The organism is Flavobacterium sp. (assembly GCF_024305175.1).
In the GTDB taxonomy this organism is placed as follows: Bacteria; Bacteroidota; Bacteroidia; order Flavobacteriales; family Flavobacteriaceae; genus Flavobacterium.
In genome coordinates, this window is record NZ_JAMWYY010000033.1 from 1 (window position 1) to 25,199 (window position 25,199).

Annotated in this window: 20 protein-coding genes; 7 read left to right on the forward strand and 13 right to left on the reverse strand. The window is 41.0% G+C overall.

Features of this window, described 5'->3' with window-relative positions; all coding sequences use genetic code 11:
- The 4 genes from Q0K96_RS09345 to Q0K96_RS09360 form a co-directional block, all read left to right on the forward strand.
- On the forward strand, nucleotides 1–2,003 hold a 2,003-nt coding region (locus Q0K96_RS09345), incomplete at its 5' end, for a S9 family peptidase (protein ID WP_297333732.1).
- Nucleotides 2,004–3,626, forward strand: a complete 1,623-nt coding sequence (locus Q0K96_RS09350) for a peptide MFS transporter (RefSeq protein WP_297333733.1) — start codon at nucleotides 2,004–2,006, stop codon at nucleotides 3,624–3,626.
- A 32-nt stretch (nucleotides 3,627–3,658) separates the two neighbouring features.
- Nucleotides 3,659–5,401 carry a peptide MFS transporter gene (locus Q0K96_RS09355; protein WP_297333734.1) on the forward strand — a complete coding sequence of 581 codons (1,743 nt, stop codon included), beginning with the start codon at nucleotides 3,659–3,661 and terminating at the stop codon, nucleotides 5,399–5,401.
- Between the two features lie 49 nt (nucleotides 5,402–5,450).
- A complete protein-coding gene (locus tag Q0K96_RS09360) occupies nucleotides 5,451–5,915 on the forward strand; it encodes a thioredoxin fold domain-containing protein (protein WP_223053434.1) in 465 nt (154 codons plus the stop codon).
- Between the two features lie 3 nt (nucleotides 5,916–5,918).
- Here Q0K96_RS09360 and Q0K96_RS09365 read toward each other — a convergent pair whose 3' ends face one another.
- The 5 genes from Q0K96_RS09365 to surE form a co-directional block, all read right to left on the reverse strand.
- Nucleotides 5,919–7,943 (reverse strand): ComEC/Rec2 family competence protein, encoded by a 2,025-nt coding sequence (locus Q0K96_RS09365; RefSeq protein ID WP_297333735.1) that lies wholly within the window; start codon nucleotides 7,941–7,943, stop codon nucleotides 5,919–5,921.
- A gap of 45 nt (nucleotides 7,944–7,988) precedes the next feature.
- Nucleotides 7,989–8,738, reverse strand: coding sequence for a C40 family peptidase (locus Q0K96_RS09370; RefSeq protein WP_297333736.1), 750 nt, complete (start codon nucleotides 8,736–8,738; stop codon nucleotides 7,989–7,991).
- Nucleotides 8,739–8,807: 69 nt separating this feature from the next.
- Complete coding sequence (gene lpxB, locus Q0K96_RS09375; protein WP_297333737.1) at nucleotides 8,808–9,920, reverse strand: lipid-A-disaccharide synthase; 1,113 nt, start codon at nucleotides 9,918–9,920, stop codon at nucleotides 8,808–8,810.
- Nucleotides 9,921–10,024: 104 nt separating this feature from the next.
- Nucleotides 10,025–10,507, reverse strand: a complete 483-nt coding sequence (locus Q0K96_RS09380) for a lipocalin family protein (RefSeq protein ID WP_297333738.1) — start codon at nucleotides 10,505–10,507, stop codon at nucleotides 10,025–10,027.
- 68 nt (nucleotides 10,508–10,575) lie between these two features.
- Complete coding sequence (gene surE / locus Q0K96_RS09385; RefSeq protein ID WP_297333756.1) at nucleotides 10,576–11,355, reverse strand: 5'/3'-nucleotidase SurE; 780 nt, start codon at nucleotides 11,353–11,355, stop codon at nucleotides 10,576–10,578.
- Nucleotides 11,356–11,493: 138 nt separating this feature from the next.
- Between surE and Q0K96_RS09390 the strand changes: the two genes are divergently transcribed.
- On the forward strand, nucleotides 11,494–13,740 hold the full coding sequence (locus tag Q0K96_RS09390) for a carboxy terminal-processing peptidase (protein WP_297333739.1): 2,247 nt from the start codon (nucleotides 11,494–11,496) through the stop codon (nucleotides 13,738–13,740).
- A 3-nt stretch (nucleotides 13,741–13,743) separates the two neighbouring features.
- A complete protein-coding gene (locus tag Q0K96_RS09395) occupies nucleotides 13,744–14,853 on the forward strand; it encodes an ABC transporter permease (RefSeq protein ID WP_297333740.1) in 1,110 nt (369 codons plus the stop codon).
- A 79-nt stretch (nucleotides 14,854–14,932) separates the two neighbouring features.
- Here the strand turns inward: Q0K96_RS09395 and rodA are convergent, their stop codons facing one another.
- From rodA to purH, 6 genes are read right to left on the reverse strand one after another with little or no spacing between them, the layout of a single operon-like run.
- Entirely contained in the window at nucleotides 14,933–16,189 is a 1,257-nt protein-coding gene (gene rodA, locus Q0K96_RS09400) for a rod shape-determining protein RodA (protein WP_297333741.1), read from the reverse strand.
- A 22-nt stretch (nucleotides 16,190–16,211) separates the two neighbouring features.
- A complete protein-coding gene (gene mrdA / locus Q0K96_RS09405) occupies nucleotides 16,212–18,071 on the reverse strand; it encodes a penicillin-binding protein 2 (RefSeq protein ID WP_297333742.1) in 1,860 nt (619 codons plus the stop codon).
- Complete coding sequence (locus Q0K96_RS09410) at nucleotides 18,068–18,574, reverse strand: rod shape-determining protein MreD (RefSeq protein ID WP_297333743.1); 507 nt, start codon at nucleotides 18,572–18,574, stop codon at nucleotides 18,068–18,070. Before Q0K96_RS09410 ends, mrdA begins: the two co-directional genes overlap by 4 nt.
- Nucleotides 18,567–19,394, reverse strand: coding sequence for a rod shape-determining protein MreC (mreC, locus tag Q0K96_RS09415; protein WP_297333744.1), 828 nt, complete (start codon nucleotides 19,392–19,394; stop codon nucleotides 18,567–18,569). Before mreC ends, Q0K96_RS09410 begins: the two co-directional genes overlap by 8 nt.
- An 11-nt stretch (nucleotides 19,395–19,405) precedes the next feature.
- Nucleotides 19,406–20,434, reverse strand: a complete 1,029-nt coding sequence (locus tag Q0K96_RS09420; protein WP_297333745.1) for a rod shape-determining protein — start codon at nucleotides 20,432–20,434, stop codon at nucleotides 19,406–19,408.
- A 53-nt stretch (nucleotides 20,435–20,487) separates the two neighbouring features.
- On the reverse strand, nucleotides 20,488–22,014 hold the full coding sequence (purH, locus tag Q0K96_RS09425; protein WP_297333746.1) for a bifunctional phosphoribosylaminoimidazolecarboxamide formyltransferase/IMP cyclohydrolase: 1,527 nt from the start codon (nucleotides 22,012–22,014) through the stop codon (nucleotides 20,488–20,490).
- Between the two features lie 157 nt (nucleotides 22,015–22,171).
- On the opposite strand from purH, the gene Q0K96_RS09430 reads away from it, so the two are divergent.
- Entirely contained in the window at nucleotides 22,172–23,422 is a 1,251-nt protein-coding gene (locus Q0K96_RS09430; protein ID WP_297333747.1) for an ABC transporter permease, read from the forward strand.
- A 14-nt stretch (nucleotides 23,423–23,436) separates the two neighbouring features.
- On the opposite strand, the gene Q0K96_RS09435 is transcribed toward Q0K96_RS09430, so the two are convergent.
- Together Q0K96_RS09435 and accD are read right to left on the reverse strand one after the other, a co-directional pair.
- Nucleotides 23,437–24,216 carry a hypothetical protein gene (locus Q0K96_RS09435; protein ID WP_297333748.1) on the reverse strand — a complete coding sequence of 260 codons (780 nt, stop codon included), beginning with the start codon at nucleotides 24,214–24,216 and terminating at the stop codon, nucleotides 23,437–23,439.
- Nucleotides 24,217–24,300: 84 nt separating this feature from the next.
- Nucleotides 24,301–25,155: an acetyl-CoA carboxylase, carboxyltransferase subunit beta gene (accD, locus tag Q0K96_RS09440; protein WP_297333749.1), complete on the reverse strand. Its 855-nt coding sequence runs from the start codon at nucleotides 25,153–25,155 to the stop codon at nucleotides 24,301–24,303.
- Between the last annotated feature and the right edge of the window lie 44 nt (nucleotides 25,156–25,199).

The window sequence follows — 25,199 nt, forward strand, 5'->3', positions numbered from 1 at the left end:
GGCAAGCGCACACAGCACAAATAGACCTCTATGATTTTGCAACGCTGCAAAAAGTGACTACACTGATAGATTCTAAAAATCATCAGGAATTGCAGGCCGGGATAGATAGTTATACTTTTAGCCCTGATGAAAAAAAGCTATTGATAGCCACAAATTCAGAGCCTATTTTCCGCCATTCATTTGTTGCCGATTATTTTGTGTATGACATTGCAGGCAAAAAATTGACATCGCTTGCTGATGAAAAAGTGCAGGAACCTACTTTTTCTGCTGATAACAGCAAAGTGGCCTATGCTTACAAAAACAATTTATATGTTAAAGATTTAGCTTCGGGCAAGGTTACCCAGATAACAAAAGACGGCAGCGTAAACGCTGTAATTAATGGTATTACTGACTGGGTGTATGAAGAAGAATTTGCTTTTGTAAGGGCATATGACTGGAATGCAGCTGGCGATAAAATAGCTTTTATCCGTTTTGATGAGACAGATGTGCCGCAATTTACAATGGAATACTACAACCAGGGTCTGTATCCGCAGCCTTATACGTTTAAGTACCCAAAGGCAGGGGAGGAGAACTCTAAAGTGTCGCTGCATATATATGATGTAAAGAACAATACGACAAAAAAGATAGATCTTAGTACATTTAATCCGTACTACCTGCCACGCTTAAAGTGGACCAACGATACGCAAACATTAAGCGTACAGGTTATGAACAGGCACCAGAACAACCTCGACCTTGTTTTTGTTGATGCTGATAGTGGCGTTGCAACAGGAATACTTAATGAAACCGATAAAGCCTATATTGATATTACTGATAACCTTACTTTTCTTAACGACAACAGTTTTATCTGGACAAGCGAGAAAGACGGCTACAACCACATTTACCACTATGGCAGTAACGGCAAGCTGATAAAGCAGGTAACAAACGGTAATTGGGAGGTAACTGCCTATTATGGGTTTGATAAAACCAGTGGCAACATATTTTACCAGTCGGTAGAAAATGGCTCTATTAACCGTGATGTGTACCGTATTGGCATTAATGGCAAAAACAAAGTAAGGCTTACGCCGCTTACAGGTACTAATAAGGCAACCTTTAGCCCTAAGTTTGATTACTTTATAAATTCGTATTCAAGTGCAACAGTACCGGTTACTTATACACTCCATAACTCTAAAGATGGTAAAGTTGTAAAAGAAATCCTCGATAACAAAGTTCTTGCAGAAAAGCTAAAGCCTTATAACCTTCCCAAAAAAGAATTTACTGTTATTAAAACAGATAAAGGGCATGAACTTAATGCCTGGATTATAAAGCCTGCCGATTTTGACGCTTCAAAAAAATACCCATTGTTCATGTATCAGTACAGCGGCCCGGGTTCGCAACAGGTAAATAATGACTGGAACGGGTATGACGACTATTGGTTCATGATGCTGGCGCAACAGGGCTATATAGTTGCCTGTGTAGATGGCAGGGGTACAGGTTTTAAAGGTGCTGATTTTAAAAAAGTAACCTATAAGCAATTGGGTAAATATGAAGTTGAAGACCAGATAGATGCTGCAAAAACGCTTGGCGCGTATGAGTACATAGATGAATCGCGTATTGGTATTTTCGGGTGGAGCTATGGCGGTTTTATGTCGTCTAACTGCCTGCTTAAAGGTAATGATGTGTTTAAAATGGCTATTGCGGTGGCACCGGTTACCAACTGGCGTTTTTATGACACGGTTTACACTGAGCGCTATATGCAGACGCCGCAGGAAAACCCTTCGGGTTATGATGAAAACTCGCCTATAAACCATGTAAGCAAGCTTAAAGGCGCATACCTGTTAGTGCACGGCTCTGCAGATGATAACGTGCACCTGCAAAACACCATGCTTATGGTAGAAGCGCTGGTGCAGGCCAACAAACAATTCGACTGGGCTATTTACCCGGATAAAAACCACGGAATTTACGGCGGCGCAACAAGGCTGCAGCTATATACCAAGATGACTAACTTTATTAAAGATAACCTGTAGATGAATACAACTGCTTCGCTGGAAGAAATCCAGGATTTTAAGGGCAAATATCCTAAACAGCTTTGGGGATTGTTCTTTTCAGAAATGTGGGAACGTTTCTGTTTTTATGGTATGCGCGGTGTTTTAACCTACTTTATGATTACCCACCTGGTACTCGAAAATGGCGAACACATGCAGGAAAGCCAGGCCAACCTGCAATATGGCGCTACGCAGGCGTTTGTATATGCCTTTACATTTATAGGCGGTTTGTTTGCCGATAAAATTTTAGGTTTCAGGAAGTCGCTGTTCTGGGGAGGTATCTTAATGATTGTGGGTAGTGCCATCCTGGCTTTTGACCCTTTCCCCGAAAGTAACTTTTTTTGGGGTATCAGTTTTACAGTGGTAGGTACCGGTTTCTTTAAGCCAAACATCTCTACAATGGTTGGCTCACTTTACAAAAAAGGAGATTCAAGGAGGGATGCAGGTTTTTCACTATTTTATTCAGGTATTAATATAGGCGCACTTTTGGGTGGCTATGCCTGTATTGCAATTGGTAAAGGACAGTTGTTCTCCGGTTTCATACCGGCTGAATATACCTGGAATGTGGCCTTTGGCCTTGCAGGGGTTGTAATGACAATAAGCCTTATCACTTTTATCTTTACTCAAAAAACACTTGGGCCAATTGGTTTATCGCCATTAAAAAGCCAGCATAATAAACTAAAAGAAATCACTGAAATAGAGGGTATAGGCACTGTAGAGCCTGAACCAACCACCGTAAAGAGAAAAATTAAGTCAGGGAAGAACTGGTATGAGTATGCCGTTTACCTGGGTACGCTTGCTGTAGTTCCTGTAATTATGGCTATGGTAGCCAAAACAGAATATACTGACTGGTTTATGTATATAATTGGCCCTGTCACGCTTGTTTATCTTGTTTATGAAATGAGCAAGCACAGCTGGGCAGAGAGCAAAAAACTGATAGCGGCATTAATATTTATATTGTTCTCTATTGTGTTCTGGGCGTTCTTTGAGCAGAGTGGTGGCTCATTGAGTATATTTGCGGCACAGAACTTAGATAATACCGTTTTAGGTACAATGACCTTAGATCCTAACGGTGTTAATAATGCTGCAAACTCTGTATTTGTAATTATTTTTGCACCGCTTGTTGGCCTTGCCTGGATTGCAATGGCAAAAAAGAAAATAGAGCCTAATTCAGTTATAAAATTCGGTCTTGGATTTATTTTTCTTGCAGGCGGATTCTATATTTTCTACCTTACACGCTTTTTCGAGGTAATTGCCGGTTCGGGCATAGCCAGCCTCGATGTTTTTGTACTTGCCTATTTTGTAATCACCTTTGGCGAATTGTGCCTTTCACCGATAGGTCTGTCGTTAATGACCAAGCTGTCGCCGCAAAGGCTGCAGGGCGTAATGATGGGTATGTGGTTCCTGGCAAGTGCATACGGGCAGTATGTTGCCGGTATATTGGGTGCAGGCTTGTCTGAAGCAGGAGAGAACGACTCGTTGCCGCAAAAGCTGGCTACCTATACCGATGGCTACAAACAACTGGCTATATATGCATTAATAGCCGGTGTGGTGCTGATTGTCCTTTCGCCGATCGTTAAAAAACTGATGCAGGACGAAAAGTAGAAACTAATTTTTTTTGAATCAATATATATACTATGTCTACAACAACTTCAAATGATTTTTTTAAATCCAATGTTTTAGGGCATCCGGCAGGGCTGTTTGTGCTGTTCTTTACCGAAATGTGGGAACGTTTTTCGTATTACGGAATGCGTGCCCTTTTGGTACTTTTCCTTATATCTTCAATTGCTGACGGCGGTTGGGCATGGCCTGAGGAGAACGCACTTGCTTTATACGGAACCTATACTTCGCTTGTTTACCTTACAACCATTATGGGCGGTTATATGGCCGACAGGTACCTGGGCTATCGTTGGGCTGTTGTAATAGGTGCTCTTTTAATGACTTTGGGGCATGCCAGTATGGCTGTGGAAACGCCTATGTTCCTGTATATAGGTATTGGGCTTCTTATATTCGGTAATGGTTTCTTTAAGCCGAATATGACATCTATAGTATCTTATATGTATAAAGACCACCCTGAAAAGAAAGATGGCGCTTATACCATATTTTATATGGGTGTAAACGCAGGTGCCTTTTTGGGTATCATGCTTTGCGGGTATATTGGTGAGCAGGTAAGCTGGAGTTGGGGCTTTGGCCTTGCCGGTATCTTCATGTTTTTTGGTATGCTGCAATTTTACTTTACACAAAATATTTTTGGTAACATTGGTACCAAGCCTACCGCTGCCGAACAGGCGGAAAGGAAAGTAGCTACTGATGGCGATAAGCGTGTACCGTTTACCAGCTTTGACCTTACCCTAATAGTAATATCACTTTTGCTTGGCCTTGTGTGGATACTTAATGACCCGTATTCTAAAATCAGCGGTAACAATTTACTTGATTTTACAGTTGGTTCGCTTGATGGCTCTAACTTTACCATCATGCTTGGTGTTGTACTTTTCGTTATACTACTGGTAAGCAGGCTTACACGTTATGCAACAGTTACAAGAGACAGGCTGATTGCTGTAACAATTTTTGCCTTCTTTACTGTTTTCTTCTGGGCTTCGTTTGAACAGGCTGGTGGCTCTATGACCATTTTTGCTGAAAAATATACCCAAAGGGAATTAACAGGCAGCACAGCATCTTTATTTAAGATTATCAATGCATTGCTAACAGTTGTCCCTCTTATAATCATAACCTATGTATTAGGTAAGCTATTTAGCCAGACATTTAAAAAATATCCGGTAGGTAACAGTATTCTTGGGTTCAGTTTTGCAGTAATCTGGGGTGTTGTAATCTGGATGCTATACCGCGAATTCACTAAAGATGAAACGGTTGTTGCCGCTTCCTGGTTTGGTATATTAAACTCATTCTTTATCATTGCTTTTGCGCCTATGGTGTCTAAAATTTGGGAGAGCAAGTTTAACCCGCCGGCAGCATTTAAATACGGGCTTGGGCTTTCATTATTAGGTATTGGCTTTGCCTCACTGGCTTATGGTGCTTCTACACTTACCGATGGCGGCGATATTAAGGTGAGCATGGTATGGCTTATTTTTGCTTACCTTTTCCATACACTGGGCGAACTTTGCCTTTCTCCGGTAGGGCTTTCTTATGTTAGTAAGCTGGTGCCTGCCAGGATGATTGGTATTATGTTCGGTATTTGGTATCTTGCTATTGCCATTGGTAACAAAACTGCAGGTACTATGGGTGGTATGATTAATACAATTACCGAAAAGTATTCATTATCAACGTTTTTCCTTATCTTTACCTTTGTGCCTATAGGCCTTGGTATATTGGTAATGATACTGCACCCGCTGCTTAAAAAGCTGATGCACGGTGTTCGTTAACATGCTTTGGCATCCTTTTTGAAAAACCAATACTATAAACTTAAATAATATGAAAAAACTGTTATTAATACTCTTTGTTGCATTAGGCACAGTTGCTGCCCGGGCACAGGAAATAAAATGGATGACACTGGATGAAGCGCTTGCCGCGCAGAAGAAAAATCCGAAGCCTATATTTATGGATGTATATACCGACTGGTGCGGGCCATGCAAAATGCTCGATAAAAATACATTTCATGATAAGACCGTTGCCGATTACATTAACGCTAATTATTATGCGGTAAAATTTAATGCAGAAGGCAATGATGATGTTAATTACATGGGTAAGAAATATGCCAACCCAAATTATGTTGCCGACAGAAGGGGCCGCAACAGTGTACATGAGTTTACGCTGTTCTTGAAAGTGCGTGCTTATCCGTCAATGATAATTTTTGATAAAAAAGGAAATGTAAAAGAGCCCATTATCGGCTACCACACTCCGGAGCAGTTAATGGAGGTGCTTAAAGCAAAAGCATAACATTTACCTTATAGTATAAGATCCCTTTTCGGCAGTAGCATGAAAAGGGATTTTTCTTTTTTGGCAGGTTGCTTGCCAGCGGCTCACGTAGCTTTTATAATTAGTGGCATCTGCAACCACTACGAGCGGTTTAAGGCTGTCCAGCGTGCGTTCAAGGTTTATTTTAGGAGATTGTGTAAGCAGCAGTAAATCTGCCTGCATATTGCTGCTATAAACGCCGGTACTGTCTAAAATGAGTATTCGTTTACCATTGTGCCAATACAGGTTTTCAAGCGGCCTGACTTCCGTGTTATCTGTAAAATTACCTTTAGTGTAGCTTTTCGCATTCCTGTTAGAAGCGGCAAGGCTGTCATTGCTAAAAAAGGTAATATTTTTTCCTCTCTTTTTGGCAATGAGGCTATGCTCCCAGTTATGAAATATAACAGTCTCATCTAAATTATCTGCCTTCCATTTAATTACTGTATAGCTAACCTGAAATACCAATACAGCAGCCAGTAGCGCCACAGTACGTGTATAGTTCTTCTTAAACATCCATAACACGCTGCAGAGTATCAGCATGTATAAAGTTAGCATAAGCAGCAGGTTAAAAGGTATGTCTTTTATAGTTAAAGTGCTGAAAGATGCAACCCATTCGATAAAATCATTCATTACTTCGGTAATAAAACCTAACACCTTGCCTAAAAGTGCTGCGGCATCCGCCCGGATGAAACCTAATATAATCACTGCTATTCCTACTATTAATAATACGGTAGAGAGCGGTATGACCACAATATTAGCAAGAGGGAACAGCAGCGGGAACTGGTTAAAATAATACAGGCTAAGCGGAAGTACACCCAGTTGTGCTACAATAGACACAGCCACAAGCTGTGTAAAGTAATTAACTGCTTTATATTTAGATGGTTTTATTCTCGAATAAAGAGGCTGCATCCACACAATTGCAAAAACTGCGGCATAACTTAGCTGAAAGCCTGCATCAAACAAAAAAGAAGGCTTAGCTAAAAGCAATACAAGCATTGATACCGCTAATGAGTTGAATGTATTTGTATTCCGGTTTATGTATTGCCCTATGCTTACAAAGCTGAACATTACCACCGCCCGCACTACAGATGCCGATAACCCGGCAATTATGGCAAAACTCCATAAAACTGTAAGCATGGCGAGTAGCCTTAACAGCTTACCATGATTTTTAAAATACCGAAGTGGCTTCAGCAGCAGGTTAAGTATATAAAACAGGATGCCTATGTGAAGCCCTGATATGGCGAGTATATGTATAACACCCGCATCTATATAATTTTGGTTCAGCTCATTGTCGATATCCTGCCTTTGCCCTAACAAAAGCGCTTTTAGAACATTGGTGACCTGCGTACTGTAATGCTGTTGCTCTAATTTTTTTGTTAGAGTATTACGTAATGTGCCAACATAATAATCGAAATTTTGTATTTGACCCGACTGAATAAAATTATCCTTCAGCTTGATTTGATGGAAAACATCCTGCTTTTCCATATAACCGGCATAGCTAAATTGGTACGGATTCATTGACGCATAAACAGGCTGTGGTATTGCGGCTATATAAAGTACATCACCTGCATTATAAATATTTCGGAGGCTGTCCTTAGGTACAGTAACCAGCAGTTTTCCTGTGGCCGCTTTTTTATCTACAGACTGAATCTTAAAGTAATACTTTTCGTTGTAATCATTGGGTTTAAGCCGTTCTGAAATATAGCCCTTAATAACAGGAATATCCTGGTCATTCAGCATCTTAGCGTAATGATAGGGGTTGTTTGGCGGATAAGTAAGTGTATAAGCCGAAAACCCAATGCAAAAAGCAAATAAAAGTGCAGCTAACGTAAACCACGGCTTTTGCAGCAACTGCTTTTTAGAGATACTATAAGCAGCGAAAAGCAATACCATACTAACGGCAGAAAATAGTAGTGCAGCCTTAAACCCCGGCCTAATTAAATCTGCTGTAAATATGCCTGTAGCAACAAAAAAAGTAAGTGGTATAACAGGGTATTTCAATACCTTCATATGTGTTTGATATTGAAATTAGCTGTGCGTTTTTATCAGTCCTGATTAAAAATCGTCTTCAATAATCCTGTTTGCCTGAACGAAAGTTTTATCATAATACGTTTCGCTCATAGATGAAACCACAACGCCAAGCTGTAATGTAGCGTGTATGAATTTTATTTCGCCATCTTCAGTAACTTCGGTTACAAGTCCAACGTGATTAATGCGCTTCCTTCTCGGGTTATTGTCAAAGAAAAGCAGGTCGCCTTTGCGTACATCGCTAAGGTCTATCTTTCTGCCTGCCTTTGCCATTTCATAAGAACTTCTCGGCAATGAGATATCAAAAATATTGAAAGTGGTATAAACCATACCGCTGCAATCCATACCGTCTTTTGTAGTACCGCCTGTCCTGTAGTTAACACCTTCAAATTCCATTGCATTGTTTACAATCTGCATGGCAAGGTAGTTTTCATAAGGCGCAGGTATATAATCAGGGTCAGGCCTCTGGCTCTCAATTACCCTTTTCTTTTTCTTCTTATCTTTTTTTTCTGTTACTGCGTCTTCCTGTACTTCAGGTGCAGTTTCGGCAACATTATCATTATTTGTGGTAGTAATTACAGGCTGTGCGGGGCCTTGTGTCGGTTTTGAAGGTTTTTCTGTAGCAACAGCTACGGCATTATCGGTGCTATTTTCCTTTTCAGAATAAGAGTATATTCCTTTTTTTTGTGCCTCTTTTTTAGAGGTCACAATTTGTGCTGATGTTGTGAATGATACCATCATCAGGAAAAACAGGGATAGGGGCAGGAGTTTCTTCAAAACTTTATCTTTTCAAATTCAACACGGGTTTTTGCAAATATAAATAATTTTTGTGTTGAAATTAACAAACTATGTTAAATGTTTGAAAATGAGGTTTGCTGTAGTGGCGCTTGCACCGGCACCACCCAGTTTTTCCTCCAGTAAATCATAATCTTTCAGCAGCTTTTCACGATGTGCCGGGTCAAGGATTTTTTGCAGTTCAACTTTCAGGTTTTTGGTATTAAATTCATCCTGAATAAGCTCTTTAACCACTTCACGATCCATGATGAGGTTAACTAATGAGATGTATTTAAGCGTAATGATACGTTTTGCAATCTGGTAAGACACCCAACTCCCTTTATAGCACACCACCTCCGGTACTTTAAAAAGTGCTGTTTCCAGTGTTGCGGTACCCGATGTAACAAGAGCAGCATGCGCCACACTTAGCAAGTCGTATGTGCGGTTACTGATAAAATGCACATTTTTGTTGTTAAGGAACTGTTTGTAAAAATCATACTCCTGGCTTGGTGCGCCTGCAATCACAAACTGGTAATCAGGAAAACTGTCGGTTACTGACAGCATAACGCTCAGCATTTTGCTTATTTCCTGCTTACGGCTGCCGGGCAGTAGCGCAATTACAGGCCTGCTGTCTAACCCGAATTCATTTTTAAAGGCTTTAGTATCTGTAGCCTTGCGGTTTTGTATGGCATCAATAAGCGGGTGCCCTACAAACTCAACAGGATATTGATGTTTTAGTTCGTAAAAGTCTTTCTCAAACGGCAGTATGATGTACATTTTATCCACATCACGCTTAATAGCTTTTATACGGTTTTCCTTCCATGCCCATATTTGCGGGGATATATAATAATGGGTTTTAAATCCCTGCAGCCTTGCCCATTTAGCAATGCGCATATTAAAACCGGGATAGTCGATAAAAATGATTACATCAGGCTTAAAGCTAAGTATATCCTGTTTGCAGAATTTTATGTTGCCCAAAATGGTACGAAGGTTTTGTACCACTTCGGCAAAACCCATAAAGGCAAGATCGCGATAGTGCTTAACAAGTGTGCCGCCCGCCTGCTGCATAAGGTCTCCACCCCAAAAGCGGATTTCCGCATTAGAGTCAACCCTGTATAGTTCTTTCATCAGGTTGCTGCCGTGCAGGTCGCCCGATGCTTCGCCTGCTATGATGTAATATTTCATGTGCTTAATTTACACTTCAAAAATAACATTAATTTATTGAGGGTACTATATAAAAAAACAGCCTGTGCTAACACAGGCTGCCTAAACTATATTATTTGCAGAAATTATTGTTTTGTAAAAACAAGTGTAGCAGGTATGCTTGTAGTTTGCACCTGGCCATCAACTTCAACTTCAACCTCATACCACCTTTCGTCATATATAGAAAGTGTGTTGCCTGATATTGTTCCTGTCATTTCTTCTTCACCATCACCCATATCATACGTAAAGGTTACTACATTCCCGTCCTGAGACCAGTCAGCAGGGGCAGAAGCTTCATAACAGCCAAAAAAGTAATAGTTAAGCGTCATTACTGCTGTGTTGTTGCTGTTGAACACAAGTTGTGTTTCATCAAAACATTCTGTTTCGGCAATAAAGTCGGTAGATTCAACATCGTCACCATTTACATCAAGTGGCTCATCGGTAGTTAATGCTGTTAACTTCCATGTACCCACAAGGGCGGTTTCGTTGTTGTTTGCAGATGAGTTATCATCATCAGAGCATGACATAGCCATGATTGCCACTGCGGCAAGCGTAAAAAACTTCTTCATAATTATTTATTAAATTCGGGCAAAGATATATTAAATTAGTTGAAAGCCAAATATTTAACATTTAGCCGCTATGGGTTGAGTTTCCATGTATTCAATTGCTGCATGGCATGATAGGCAGTCAGGTCAAACTGCACCGGTACAAGCGATACATAACCGTTTGCCAAAGCCCATTCATCAGTATCATTACCATCTTCAAGGGTTACAAACTCTCCGGTAAGCCAGTAGTAGTCGCGCCCCTGCGGGTTCGTGCGTTTGTCAAACCGCTCTTCCCATATTGCTTTTGCCTGCCTGCACACTTTTATACCTTTAATTTCTTTCTCTTTCAGCTTAGGGAAATTCACATTCAGTATTACGCCATCCGGCAGCCCGTTCTCCAATACCTGAAGCGCTATTTTTTTAATGAAGGTTTTTGTGGGTTCAAAATCAGCATTCCAGTCATAATCCAATAAAGAGAAGCCTATGGCGGGTATGCCTTCAATCCCGGCTTCTACTGCGGCACTCAGCGTGCCTGAATAGATAACATTGATAGATGAATTAGAGCCGTGGTTAACACCCGATACACAAAGGTCGGGCTTGCGTTTCAGTATCTCGTGTACGGCAAATTTTACGCTGTCAACCGGTGTGCCGGAGCAACTGTATTCCTGCTCAATATCAGGGTCTATATTTACTTTGTTAATAAACAGTGTGTTGTTTATGGTTATGGCATGCCCGGTTGCCGACTGTGGGCTGTCAGGAGCCACAACAACCACGTCGCCAATGGTCTTCATTACACTTATCAGTGCCCGTATGCCCGGGGCCGATATACCATCGTCATTTGTTACCAGTATCAGGGGTTTTTTCGTCATCAGGTAGTATTTTCAAAATAAGAATCGTACTTTTACGTTTGCTAAAATACGTAAATTTATACTGTAGCCATTACTGTAAAATGCGGGCGGAGTTTTAGTGAGTGATTTTTTGGCACAATTTTTTATATAAATTTATTATTAATGAATGCTATTATCCGATATATGAAAAGAAACTATAAGATATTGATGATTGTTGCTGTGCTTGCAGTGGCATTGTGGAGTTTTATCCCGAAACAGCAACAGGCTAACGACCCCGAAAAAGACAAGCTCCTGATAGAGCTTATAACATTTGTAATTGAAAAAGGGCATTATGACCCTGCCGATATAAATGATGAGTTTAGCAAAGGTGTATATAAAAGCTACCTTGAAAGCATAGACCCTTCCAAACGCTTTTTTACCCAGGCTGATATAGACGAGTTTTCTAAATATGAAACGCAGCTTGACGATATGATACTGAATAAAGACCTTTCATTCTTCGACCTTACCTATAACAGGCTTATGGACAGGATTGACGAGGCCGAAGGTTTTTATAAAGAAATATTGGCGAAGCCTTTCGATTTTACGGCAAACGAGCAGTTTAATGTTGATTATGAGCACCAGGCATACCCTAAAAATGATGCTGAATTAAGAAAACGCTGGGAAAAGCAGCTAAAGTTATCAGTGCTTTCTACTGTTACCGACAAGCAAAAAGTGCAGGAATCACCTGCAGATCCTAACAAGGAAATAAATAAGACTGACGATGCCGGCGGTGCTAAAAAAGTAGCAGACAAAAAAGCAGACGGAACTAAAAAATCTTTTGCTGAGCTTGAAAAAGAAGCGCGGGAATCTACTCTTAAATCATTAAACGAGTATTTTGATTTTATAGAAGAACTTAAGCGTGATGAGTGGTTTACTATTTACATTAATTCAATAGTAGAGCGTTTTGACCCGCATACATTTTATTTTGCACCCGATGATAAAGAGAAATTTGATACCCGCATGAGGGGATCGCTGGAAGGTATTGGGGCAAGGCTGCAAAAGAAAAGTGATTATGTAGAAATATCAGAACTTATACCGGGCGGCCCGGCATGGAGGGGAAAAGAGCTGGAGCAGGGCGACCTGATAATGAAAGTAGCGCAGGGCAATGAAGAGCCTGTGGATATTGCAGGTATGCGCCTTGACGATGTGGTTAAAAAAATAAAAGGCCCTAAAGGGACAGAAGTACGCCTTACGGTAAAAAAAGTAGATGGTACAATAGATGTAATTTCTATAGTGCGCGACCTTGTTGAGATTGAAGAAACCTATGCAAAATCGAGTGTTGTTAAAAAAGATGGTAAGCTGTATGGTATTATAAACCTGCCGCAGTTTTATATCGACTTTGAAAATAAAGACAGCCGTGATGCTGCAAAGGACGTTGCCATAGAAGTGCAAAGGCTGAAAGAGCAGGGGGTAGAAGGTATTATTATGGACCTTCGTAATAACGGTGGCGGTTCGCTAAAGACTGTTGTTGATATTACAGGCTTATTCATAGAAAAAGGCCCTGTAGTACAGGTGCGTTCGCGCTCTGACGATGGCAGGCCAAGCGGTAAAGTAGAGGTGCTAAGCGACCACGACCCTAAGGTGCAGTGGGATGGACCTCTTGTAGTACTCGTAAATAACTTCTCTGCATCAGCATCAGAAATTTTTGCTGCAGCAATACAGGATTATAACCGTGGCGTTGTAATGGGTAGCAAGCATACCTATGGTAAGGGCACTGTGCAGAATGTAATAGACCTTAACCAGTTTGTGCGCAGCAGCACTTTTGGCGACCTGGGCGCGCTTAAAACCACTACCCAGAAGTTTTACAGGATAAACGGCGGCTCTACACAACGCGAAGGTGTAATGAGCGATGTTGTAATGGCTGACAGGTACTCGTATATTGATATGGGTGAGCGTGATATGGATAATGCCATGCCGTGGGATAAAATTAACCCGGCAACATATAATATCCTTAAAAATGATTTTGACCCTATTATAGCACGAAGCAAAAAAAGGATGGAAATCAGCCCTCAGTTCAGGTTGATGGATGAAAATGCCAAATGGGTAAGCGAGCAGAAGGATGATTATACATTTGACCTGAATATAGAGAAGTTTAAAGCTGAACTTGCCAAGAATGAGGCCATAACCAAAAGGTTTAACGCGCTAAACGACTATAAGAGCGGGCTTACTTTTGAACCATTACCACAAGATAAGAAAGTGATGGATAAGGATCCTGAGCTTGCCGAGAAAAAAGAAGCGTGGTTTGAAAGCCTCTCTAAAGATATTTATGTAGAAGAAGCCTTAAATGTGCTTGAAGATATGCAAAGCAGCAAATCGAACAAAAATGCCATTAACATAGGCAAAAAAGAAAAGGTGGTTAAAACCAGATAATTAATGGATAAAACCGGAAAATCTCTTACCGGACTGGCGCTCCAAAAGTTTAAAAAGAACTTTTGGGGCGTTTTAAGTTTCTGGTTTATCGCATTAATGGTTTTTATAGCCCTGTTTGCTTATGTGCTTGCGCCCGACAAGACAAGGAATGCAAACTGGGGTGATCTTTCATTAAGCAGTAAGCCGCCCGGCTTTACCGTTACAATGGTTAAATTGCCATCTGTAGCCACCCATGATGAAAGCTGGCTGCACTACTTTACCGGCAGGCCCTATGCGGAACCTAAAGTTCCTGTACTTAATTATACGTTTTCTGCCGACAGCCTTACGTATACCGAATATGCTGATGACCCGGCACTGGCCGTGACAAAATCTGTTGCACTTTCTGCATACGATAATGACATCACAGCTCAGGCTGTAGAAAAAGAATTTATATATAAACAAAAATTTATCCTGGGTACCGACAGCCAGGGCAGGGACTTACTGAGCAGGCTGATAATAGGCTCACGGGTTTCTATAGCCATAGGGTTTGTAGCAGTATTTATATCACTTGTGGTAGGTATCTTTTTTGGTGCCATTGCCGGTTATTTTGGCGGCAAAACAGATGCTTTTGTAATGTGGCTGGTAAACATAATATGGTCTATACCCACACTGTTACTGGTAATTGCAATTACCCTTGCACTTGGCAAAGGTTTCTGGCAGGTGTTTATAGCGGTTGGGCTAACCATGTGGGTAGAGGTTGCCCGTGTGGTGCGCGGGCAGGTTATGGGCATAAAGCAAATGCAGTTTGTAACGGCTGCAAGGGCATTGGGCTACCGTGACGCGCGAATTATTTTCAGCCATATACTGCCTAACAGTATGGCGCCTGTAATTGTTATTTCGGCAGCTAACTTTGCATCTGCAATACTTGTGGAAAGCGGCCTTAGTTTTTTAGGGCTTGGCGCACAGCCGCCTGTGCCAAGTTGGGGTGGTATGATTAAAGACCACTATAATTACATTATTTTAGGAAAGCCCTATCTGGCACTTGCACCCGGTATTGCTATGCTGTTGCTGGTACTAGCCTTTATGATGGTGGGTAATGCCCTGCGTGATGCATTGGATGTAAAAACTGAGTAATATATTTCCGAAAGGACAATATAGTTTTAATTCAGAGTTCTCTATAGACGCGTCTTTAGTAGCTTTCTGATGTGGCTTTCTACCACTCATTAACCTTATTTGCATCAAGCTTTATAAAGATAAAGAGCAGTATGGTAAAGGCAAAAAGGCTCGAGCCACCATATGAGAAGAAAGGCAATGGCACCCCTATTGTCGGGAACAATCTTATAAGCATGGCTATATTCACAAAAAAGTGCATAAACAGGATAGAGGCAACACAATAGCCATACGTCCTGCTAAAGCTTGATTTTTGGCGTTCTGCAAGGTATATTATCCTGATGAACAGCGTAACAAAAATACCAATAACTAAAATAGCTCCGGAAAAACCCCATTCTTCACCCACAGTGGTAAAAATATAGTCAGTGTGCTGTTCCGGTACAAATCCGCCTTTTGTTTGTGTTCCCTCAAGATAACCTTTACCTGTCCATCCACCCGATCCAATGGCAATAAGTGATTGATTAAGGTTGTAACCCTCTGCCTGTTGGTTAACCTCTTCGCCAAAAAGTACATCTATCCTGTCTTTTTGGTGGGGTTCAAGTACATTGTCATATACAAACCCGGTTGAATAGGTAAACCCGGCTATTGCAATAAATATAAGCGTGTACATTATAGGGTTGCGGTGTGCCCTTTTACTTAAAAAATAATGTATCAGCATAACACCTAACACTATAAGCAATATAAACGGAAGGCGCAGGAACAAAGAGGCAAAGAAAAGCACTATGGCTATAACTCCCGTCCATAAATACCAGGACGGAAGCCCGTCGCGATAAAGCGCTAAAACCAGTGCCATAAAAATCATGGCACTACCCGCATCAGGCTGCATCATAATAAGGGCAACCGGCAAGGCTATTATACCAAATGCAATTAGCTGGTGCTGTGTGTTTTTAAGGCTTATCTGTACGTCACTTAAAAATTTAGCAAGCACAAGGGCAGTAGCTATCTTGGCAAATTCTGATGGCTGCAAACCAAAGCTGCCGAAAGAATACCAGTTAGTTTGGCCCTTAATGGTTTTACCAAAAACAAAAAGCCCCGCTAAAAGCACAATAGAAGCGCCGTAAAAAATAAGGGCATACTTTTCGTAAATCTTCGCATCTACCGTGAGTACCACAAAAATAAGCGGTATGGTTACCAGTATAAAAAGCAACTGCTTGCCGTATATCTGGCCAAGGTCGAATATAGAGGTTGTCTCTGTAGGCAGCGATGCAGAGTATATAGTCATCCAGCCCATAACCACCAGTATACTATACAGCAGTACGGTTAGCCAGTCTATATTATTGCTTACACTCTGGTTTTTCATGTAAGATTAGCCTCTTTTAGTATTATTGATTGATCCGGAACGGTTGCCCGCTTATTACTTTTTCATACTCCTGCTTAAGCCCTTTTGTAAGCATCTTTGTTTCAAGGTCTTTTCGTGTAATGGTGCCTTTCAGGTATTTTTCTATCATCAGCGTGGCTATAGGCCCTGCCCAACGTGCACCCCAGTAACCATTTTCCACAAAAACGGCAATGGCAATTTTAGGGTCATGCCTTGGCGCAAAAGCCACAAAAATAGAGTGGTCGGTAAGCTGTGTTCGCACACCGTTTATCTTGGCAAAGTTCTCGGCAGTACCGGTCTTACCGCAAATTTCTATATCGGGCACACCCAGCCCGCGTGCAGTACCCAGGTTATAAACATCATACAACCCGTCTACTACCGGCTGAAAATACTGTTTGTCTATAGAAGTGTAATGCTTACCGGTAAACTTAGGGTCTATCTTGCCATCCTGTATTTTTTTAATAATGTGGGGCGTATAGTAATACCCCTGATTGGCAACAGTAGCCATCATGTTGGCAAGTTGTATAGGTGTCATTAGCACCTCTCCCTGACCAATTGAATTTGATATAATGGTAGAGCTTCGCCATCCACCGTTAGGATAAAACCTTTTGTAAAATTTAGAAGTTGGGATAAGCCCTTTACGGCCCGGTGGCAGGTCGTACCCCAAAAAGTCGCCCAACCCGAAACTCTTCAGGTGGCTGCTCCAGGCATTTACACCATATTCAGGCTTTGTGTATTTATCAATGGTAAGTTTAAACGTATTGGCAAAATAGGTGTTACATGACTTATAAATACCTTCATGCAGCCTGTTGGTGCCGCTGTCGTGGCAGCGCATAAACGCACCGCGCCCGTAGCTGAAACCGTGGTGGCACGTAAAGGCGGTATTCTCATTTATAACTTCTTCCTGTAGCCCTATAAGCCCGGTTAATATCTTGAAAGGCGAGCCCGGAGGATACTCGGCGAGTAGCCCCCTGTCAAACAAAGGCATCCCTATTGTATCATTTTCAAGCATCCTGTAGTTCTTAGAGCGGTCGCGCCCTACAAGCAGGGCAGGGTCATAAGTAGGGGCAGTAACAAGGGCGAGTATTTCGCCGGTTTTTGGTTCTAAAGCCACAATGCCGCCCCGTTTTTCAAACATTAACGCTTCTCCATACTTTTGGAGTTCAATATCAAGCGTAACGGTAATATCACGTCCTTTAACGGCTAATGTATCATAAATACCATCTTTAAAAGAACCAATTTCGCGGTTAAAGCGGTCTTTTTGTATGTACTGCACGCCTTTAACGCCACGAAGTACATCTTCATATACCTGCTCTACACCCTGACGCCCAATAAGGTCGCCGCTTTTGTAATACGGATTTTTCGCAATAGTAGCTTCTCCAACCTGGCCTATGTACCCAAACACATTTGCTGCTGCATTTACCTGGTAATCTCTTAGTGAACGCTTAACAATGTCAAAACCTTTAAAGCGCCTTATCTTTTCCTGAAAAGCGGCAAAGTCTTTTTTGCTGAGCTGAGAAAGGAATACCGAAGGTAGGCGGGGGCTGTAAACTTTTGCCTTTTCTACTTTTTCTATAAAATATCCTTTTGTAACATTAAGAAGGCGGCAAACCTCCATAGTGTCGAGGTTTTTTTCCATTTCATTGGGTGTCACCATAATGTCATAAGACGGCTGGTTGGCTACTAAAAGCTTGCCGTTACGGTCGTATATATAGCCACGCTCCGGGTACTCATACTTAATTTTAATGGCATTGTTCTCTGATTTTTTGATGTAAGAATCATCAAGTACCTGTAAATAAAACAGCCTTGCTACTATCAGGAGTGCGGCAGCAATTATAAGAGCTGGCAGTAAGATTTTTCTCATTGTTTGCCCGGCTTAATTAAGTAGATTATTATAATGCAGAGAGTAAGCGTAAACAGGGTTGCTATAAACATCCTTAAAAGGCTGTCCAGTAAAAAGCTTAGCCTGAATACTTCCAAAAGGTATAAAATTAAATGATGTATTACAACAGAAATGAGTATAAATGAAAACCTTTCGGGTGACAGCTTTTCGTTAATCCGAATGGTCTGGTATTCGTAGCTGAGCCCGAATGAGAATTTAAAGATAGATGGCCTTACATAAGCCAGTACTAATGAAGCGGCAGCATGCACACCGCCTGAATTGGTAAACATATCTATAAACAAACCAAGCAGGAATGATGAAACCAGCAGCAAGGCACGGTTACCGTTTACGGGGTATAATATAATGAATAAGATATATGGGTATGGGTCTGCCAGCCCGAACAGGTCTATACGGTTAAAAACCACTACCTGCATAAGGAGCAGTATAATAAAGCGTGCTATGTTTATTATTACTGTACTACTCATTTTGTGTTGTGGTTTCTTCCAGCTCTATAATTTCGTCGCGGTCTTTGTTGGCAATTATATATACGTGTCCAAGGCTTGTCATATCATTAAACAGCCTTACGTTAAGAAAGTAATAGTTCGTTTTTTCGTTTATAAAAACTTTATCTATAACTCCTATAGGTACATTTTCAGGAAATATAACAGAGCGGCCTCCGGTAACAACTGTATCGCCTTTGTTTACTGCTGCAAGGCGTGGCACATCTGTTAACTGGGCAAAGCCTGCATTTTCGCCATCCCAAACCAAAAAGCCATAGTGGTCGTTCTTTTTTAATTTGGCTGCAAGTTTAAACTTAAGGTTAAGCACACTTATAACAGTGGCGTAGTTTTTAGATACGTTTTCTACAATACCCACAACACCCTGGCTGCTAACTACACCCATATCCGGTTTTACACCATCTATAGAGCCGCTGTTTATAGTAAGATAGTTTTCGTGTACATTATATGAGTTGGCTATAACCTTACTTTGTATCACTTCAAAATTACCCATAGCATCAGGTATTTCTACCGGGGGAACATTTGCAGTATCCTGTGTATTGAAAAGCAGTTTTTTAAGCCTTGCGTTTTCTTCTGCCAGCTTTTCGTTCTGGTCTTTAAGGCTGAAATATTCCTCTACCTTATTTACCTGCTCGTAAACATAGCCGCTAACGGCATTAGCCGATGATATAGCCCTGCTGCGGTGGTAGGAATGCGATTGTATAGTAAGCGTTAACGATATCCCCAAAAGCAGCAAAAACAGTATCAGAATACTGTTTTTAAATATAAAATTTAATATTTGCTGCATCTGCTATTTCTTTATTTTATGAGTATGCTCCTGAATTTCTGTAGGTTTTTTAGTGCCATTCCTGTTCCTCTTACAACGGCCCTTAGCGGGTCTTCGGCAATGTAAACAGGAAGGTCGGTTTTTTGCGATATCCTTTTGTCAAGCCCCCTTAGCATTGAGCCGCCCCCTGCAAGGTATATCCCCGTGTTGTAAATATCGGCTGCAAGTTCCGGCGGGGTCTGGCTCAGGGTCTCCATTACCGCATCTTCAATTCGCTGTATCGATTTGTCCAGCGCCTTTGCAATTTCACGGTACGAAACATCAACCTGTTTTGGCTTACCCGTTAAAAGGTCACGCCCCTGTACCGACATTTCCTCCGGCGGAGAGTCAAGGTCTTCGAGCGCGGCTCCTATTTGTATCTTAATTTTCTCGGCAGTACTTTCACCCACAAAAAGGTTGTGCTGGGTACGCATGTAGTACACAATATCGTTTGTAAATACGTCTCCGGCAATTTTAACCGACTTATCGCATACAATACCGCCAAGCGCTATTACAGCAATCTCTGTAGTACCACCACCAATATCTACAATCATGTTACCTTTTGGCTGCATAATATCTACCCCGATACCTATTGCCGCTGCCATTGGCTCGTGTATAAGATAAACTTCTTTACCGTTTACACGCTCAGCACTCTCTTTAACCGCGCGCATTTCTACCTCGGTAATGCCCGATGGTATGCAGATAACCATGCGAAGGGCAGGGGTAAACAGTCTCTTTTTTAATGCCGGTATGCTCTTAATGAACATGCTTATCATCTTCTCTGAAGCATCAAAGTCGGCAATAACCCCATCTTTAAGTGGACGTATGGTTTTTATGTTCTCATGTGTTTTGCCCTGCATCATGTTAGCCTCTTTACCCACCGCGATAATTTTGCCGCTAACGCGGTCGCGGGCCACTATAGAAGGGCTGTCTATAACTACTTTGTCATTATGTATGATTAGGGTATTTGCGGTACCAAGGTCAATGGCAATGTCCTCGGTCATGAAATCAAAAAATCCCATACGTGTTCAGGGTTTATATATTATAAAAAATTCAGCCTACAAAAATAACAAAATTAATGTTTAAAATGGCGCGTTCCTGTAAATACCATTGCCACATTATTTTCGTTGCAGTAGTTTATGCTCAATTCGTCCTTTATAGAGCCTCCGGGCTGTATTACGGCTGTAATTCCCGCCTTTTTTGCCAGCTCCACACAATCAGGGAACGGAAAGAAAGCATCACTTGCCATAACGGCCCCATTAAGGTCAAAATTAAACGAACGTGCTTTTTCTACTGCCTGCTTTAATGCATCTACACGCGAGGTTTGCCCGGTTCCTGATGCACAAAGCTGTTTATTCTTAGCAAAAACTATAGTATTCGATTTGGTGTGTTTGCATATCTTGCCTGCAAAAAGCAGGTCCTGCACTTCATTATCGGTAGGTGATGTTACGGTAACGGTTTGCAGGTGCTCTTTATTGTCTGTAATATTATCTTTATCCTGAACCAATAATCCGTTAAGGCATGTGCGCACCTGTTTTTCAGGTAGCTTAGTTTCATGCTGCACCAGTAATATCCTGTTTTTCTTTTCTTTCAGTATTTCTTCTGCCTCGCTACTAAAGCCCGGCGCTATAACCACCTCGCAGAAAAGCTTGTTTATTTCTTCGGCTGCATTTTTATCAATGGCTGCATTGCTTATTAGCACCCCGCCAAAAGCAGAGGTAGGGTCGCCCGCCAGTGCATCAAGGTAAGCCTGTTTTACCGTTGGCCTTGTGGCAAGCCCGCAGGCATTGTTGTGCTTTAATATGGCAAATGTTGGCTCGTCATCTTTAAATTCCTGCATCAGGTTTACGGCAGCATCTACATCTAAAAGGTTGTTGTAAGAAAGCTCTTTGCCGTGCAGCTTGGTAAACATCTCATCAAAATTACCAAAGAAGAATCCTTTTTGGTGCGGGTTTTCGCCGTAGCGTAATACCTGCCCGTTGGCAATGCTTGCTTTATAGTAAGTATCGTCTGTATTAAAATAAGTAAATATAGCCGTATCATAGTTAGATGATACATGAAATGCCTTAGTGGCAAAATGCCTGCGCTCTTCTATAGTTGTGGCGCAGTTATTTTTGGTAATGGTTTCAAGGAAAAGGCTGTAATCTTCTACCGAAGCTACTATAACCGTATCCTTAAAATTCTTGGCGGCCGCACGGATAAGTGAAATACCGCCAATGTCAATTTTTTCTATAATATCAGCTTCAGGTGCGCCCGATGCCACCGTTTTTTCAAAAGGATATAAATCTACAATAACCAAATCTATCTGCGGAATGTTGTATTCCTGCATTTGCTGCACATCGCTTTCGTTATCCTGGCGGTTAAGTATACCGCCAAATACCTTAGGATGAAGTGTTTTTACCCTGCCACCCAGTATAGAGGGGTAAGAGGTTACATCTTCTACCGCCACAACGGGTATGCCAAGCTCTTTGATAAAAGTTTCGGTACCGCCGGTTGAATAAATAGTAACGTTGTGCTCGTGCAGTTTGCGTACAATCGGCTCCAGGCCTTCCTTGTCGAAAACCGAGATTAATGCCGAAGAAATGGTTTTAAGTGTGCTCATTTTGTTGTGTTGTGTTTAGAAGCTGCAAAAGTAGTTAATGAAGGCTTAACATTCAAAGCCACAGGCACCATAATTTCAGGTTTTTTATTTTATTATTTGATGTTTTAGGTTTTTGCAAAAAAAATATTGAATTTTACATCAATACAAATAAACAGCTATGCTTTTATACCTGCGTTTGCTAAAAGAAAGCCTTTCTTTTGCCCTTAGTGCGCTTACTAATAATAAACTGCGCACATTCCTTTCATTACTGGGGGTTACCATTGGTATCTTTTCTATCATTGCCGTGCTGGCAGCGGTAGATTCTCTCGACAGGAAAATTAAGGCCGACCTTAGCAAAGTAGATAAAAATACCATGTACCTGAAGCGTTTTTCATTTGGGCCTTCTGATATACCGAGGTGGAAGCGTGAGCAGTTTCCTGATGTGAGCTATGATGAGTACCAGTACCTTAAAGATGCGGTACAGTCTATAGACCATCTTGCCTTCCAGATATTTACCAAAAGCGAGAACCTGAAATATGAAGATAACATTGCCAGCAATGTAAATGTAGTGCCGGTATCATATGAATTTGAAGATATTCAAAGCCTTGAAATAGCCCAGGGCAGGTTTTATAATGAATCGGAAAGCAACTCCGGTAACGCGGTAGCTGTTATTGGCTACGAAATTGCACAAACCCTTTTTGGCGAGACCGACCCCATAAACAAAAAGTTCCGCATGTACGGGCAACGCTTTACAGTAATTGGCGTATTAAAAAAGCAGGGCGAAAGCACCTTTGGGCCGAGTAATGACACCTCTGTAATTATCCCGGTTAATTTTATAAGGCAAATGTATGGCGACCATAATGATTTTATGACGCCTATAATTGTTATAAAACCAAAGTCGGGCGAAGATCCGGAGGCCGTAAAGGGTGAAATAACACAAAAGCTGCGCAGCTACCGGGGTATAAAAGCCGGCGATATTGATAATTTTATTATAGATATACTTGCCGGGTTTACCGATTTGATAGATAACATAATAGGGCAGATGAAGGTTATCGGCTGGATTATAAGCGGCTTCTCATTGTTGGTGGGTGGCTTTGGCATCGCTAATATTATGTTTGTTTCGGTTAAAGAGCGTACCAACCTTATTGGTATTCAGAAAGCCCTTGGTGCCAAGAACCGTTTTATATTGTTTCAGTTTTTATTTGAGGCGATTATACTATCGGTAATAGGCGGGCTTGTGGGTATGCTCATGGTTTGGGGTATTGCCGCTGTACTGACCAAAGTGCTGGAGTTTGAATTTATACTCAGCTTTTCCAATATTATTATTGGTGCCGGGCTGGCATCATTCATCGGGCTGATATCGGGTATATTACCGGCTATCTCTGCCAGTAAGCTTGATCCTGTTGAGGCAATAAGGAGTGGGATGTAAAATTTATTTTAAATTTAATTATTGTTAGAGTTAATCATCTTTTTAAGAATTAGATTATTTAGTATTTTCCAATCTTTATCTTGACCGAGTAATATTTTTACATCACTATGATTTTTATTACTAATTACGAAATAAGGCGTTGTTAGAGAAGTATTTTTTGAAAAGAAAATGAATGCATAATCAACAGTGAGAATTATGAAAGCATCTTCTGCAAATTCATATGCTGCAAAAATACCTCGAGTTTTATACTTAGGCTTAATAACACAGTGATGATAATCAGGTGTTTTGATAATTTTTTTTGCAGATTCTATCAAATCACTATGCTTTGTTTTTAAGTTATCATTTAAAAAAGATCTTAATTCATTTTCTGTGTCGATATCCAACTTAAAATTTTTGAATTCTTGTAGTTCAGATATTGAAGCGCGCCAAACTAATGAAAATAAAAAAACTTTAAAGAGCGCAGGAATTAAATCTTTAAAAATTAATAATTCGTTTCCAAGTTCAGTACTAATAATATATTTTCGTTTTGCGTTTGGTAAATTATTTATGTCTATAAAAATTTTTGAAAAATAGGTTTCTATTATTTCGATTCTCTTTTCACATGAAACACAAAAAATATTGTTTTCTTTAGGGACATCTTGTATCCTTTTTGTTGTTGCATTTCTCCTAATTAACACTGTATGACGCGGTGCTACATTCTCGAATAAACGCTTGCACATAAATTTTGGAATTATATGTGAATTTAGCTTATCTGCAGGGTTTTTACCACACAAGTTACATACTTTATTAGTCATTATGGTTTTAAACTATATATGATAATTTTAACCTAATTTATAAAATAAACTAAAACCCCAGCCAATGGCTGGGGTTTTAGTTTATTATCTTATCGGTTGGTTCTGTATAAGGTCGAGGTAAAGGTTAATCTTGTCTTTCAACTCCTTTCTCGGAGTGATAAAGTCAAGGAAACCATGTTCCAGTACAAACTCTGCGGTCTGGAAACCTTCCGGCAGGTCTTTACCTGTAGTATCTTTAACCACACGCGGGCCCGCAAAGCCTATGAGCGCCCCCGGCTCACTGATGTTAATATCGCCCAGCATAGCATAAGATGCTGTTGTACCACCCGTTGTAGGGTCTGTACATAATGATATATAAGGTATCCCCGCATCGGCAAGCTGTGCCAGCTTGGCAGAAGTCTTGGCAAGCTGCATTAATGACATTGCCGCTTCCATCATCCTTGCGCCACCTGACTTTGATATCATCAGGAACGGTATTTTGTGCTTGATGGAGTAATCTATCGCACGGGCTATTTTTTCGCCCACCACAGCACCCATAGAACCGCCAATAAAGGCAAAGTCCATACAGGCAATAACAAGGTCTTTGCCTTTAGATTTACCTACTGCTGCACGCACGGCATCCTTAAGGCGGGTCTTGTCCATAGCCTCTTTAAGGCGGTCGCTGTATTTTTTGGTATCAACAAACTTAAGCGGGTCTTTACTGGTAATGCCTGCATCAAGCTCTGTAAATTCGTTATCATCAAAAAGAATGGAGAAATACTCCTTACTGCCTATCCGCACGTGGTAACCGTCTTCCGGGCTTACATAATAGTTACGTGCCAGCTCGTCGGCATCCACAATTTTACCGGTAGGCGATTTGTACCATAAACCTTTAGGTACATCTTTTTTATCTTCGGTTGGTGTCTGTATTCCTTTCTCCGTTCTCTTAAACCAAGCCATATTATTTCAGTTTAAATAAAAAAGTTGCCGCCTGTTGCAATACA

Bases quoted from the DNA above. Each gene is read 5' to 3' on its own strand.
- Q0K96_RS09350 (WP_297333733.1), top strand. From the start codon at position 2,004: ATGAATACAACTGCTTCGCTGGAAGAAATCCAGGATTTTAAGGGCAAA.
- Q0K96_RS09355 (WP_297333734.1), top strand. From the start codon at position 3,659: ATGTCTACAACAACTTCAAATGATTTTTTTAAATCCAATGTTTTAGGG.
- Q0K96_RS09360 (WP_223053434.1), top strand. From the start codon at position 5,451: ATGAAAAAACTGTTATTAATACTCTTTGTTGCATTAGGCACAGTTGCT.
- Q0K96_RS09365 (WP_297333735.1), bottom strand. From the start codon at position 7,943: ATGAAGGTATTGAAATACCCTGTTATACCACTTACTTTTTTTGTTGCT.
- lpxB (WP_297333737.1), bottom strand. From the start codon at position 9,920: ATGAAATATTACATCATAGCAGGCGAAGCATCGGGCGACCTGCACGGC.
- Q0K96_RS09380 (WP_297333738.1), bottom strand. From the start codon at position 10,507: ATGAAGAAGTTTTTTACGCTTGCCGCAGTGGCAATCATGGCTATGTCA.
- Q0K96_RS09390 (WP_297333739.1), top strand. From the start codon at position 11,494: ATGAATGCTATTATCCGATATATGAAAAGAAACTATAAGATATTGATG.
- Q0K96_RS09395 (WP_297333740.1), top strand. From the start codon at position 13,744: ATGGATAAAACCGGAAAATCTCTTACCGGACTGGCGCTCCAAAAGTTT.
- rodA (WP_297333741.1), bottom strand. From the start codon at position 16,189: ATGAAAAACCAGAGTGTAAGCAATAATATAGACTGGCTAACCGTACTG.
- mrdA (WP_297333742.1), bottom strand. From the start codon at position 18,071: ATGAGAAAAATCTTACTGCCAGCTCTTATAATTGCTGCCGCACTCCTG.
- Q0K96_RS09410 (WP_297333743.1), bottom strand. From the start codon at position 18,574: ATGAGTAGTACAGTAATAATAAACATAGCACGCTTTATTATACTGCTC.
- mreC (WP_297333744.1), bottom strand. From the start codon at position 19,394: ATGCAGCAAATATTAAATTTTATATTTAAAAACAGTATTCTGATACTG.
- Q0K96_RS09420 (WP_297333745.1), bottom strand. From the start codon at position 20,434: ATGGGATTTTTTGATTTCATGACCGAGGACATTGCCATTGACCTTGGT.
- purH (WP_297333746.1), bottom strand. From the start codon at position 22,014: ATGAGCACACTTAAAACCATTTCTTCGGCATTAATCTCGGTTTTCGAC.
- Q0K96_RS09430 (WP_297333747.1), top strand. From the start codon at position 22,172: ATGCTTTTATACCTGCGTTTGCTAAAAGAAAGCCTTTCTTTTGCCCTT.
- Q0K96_RS09435 (WP_297333748.1), bottom strand. From the start codon at position 24,216: ATGACTAATAAAGTATGTAACTTGTGTGGTAAAAACCCTGCAGATAAG.
- accD (WP_297333749.1), bottom strand. From the start codon at position 25,155: ATGGCTTGGTTTAAGAGAACGGAGAAAGGAATACAGACACCAACCGAA.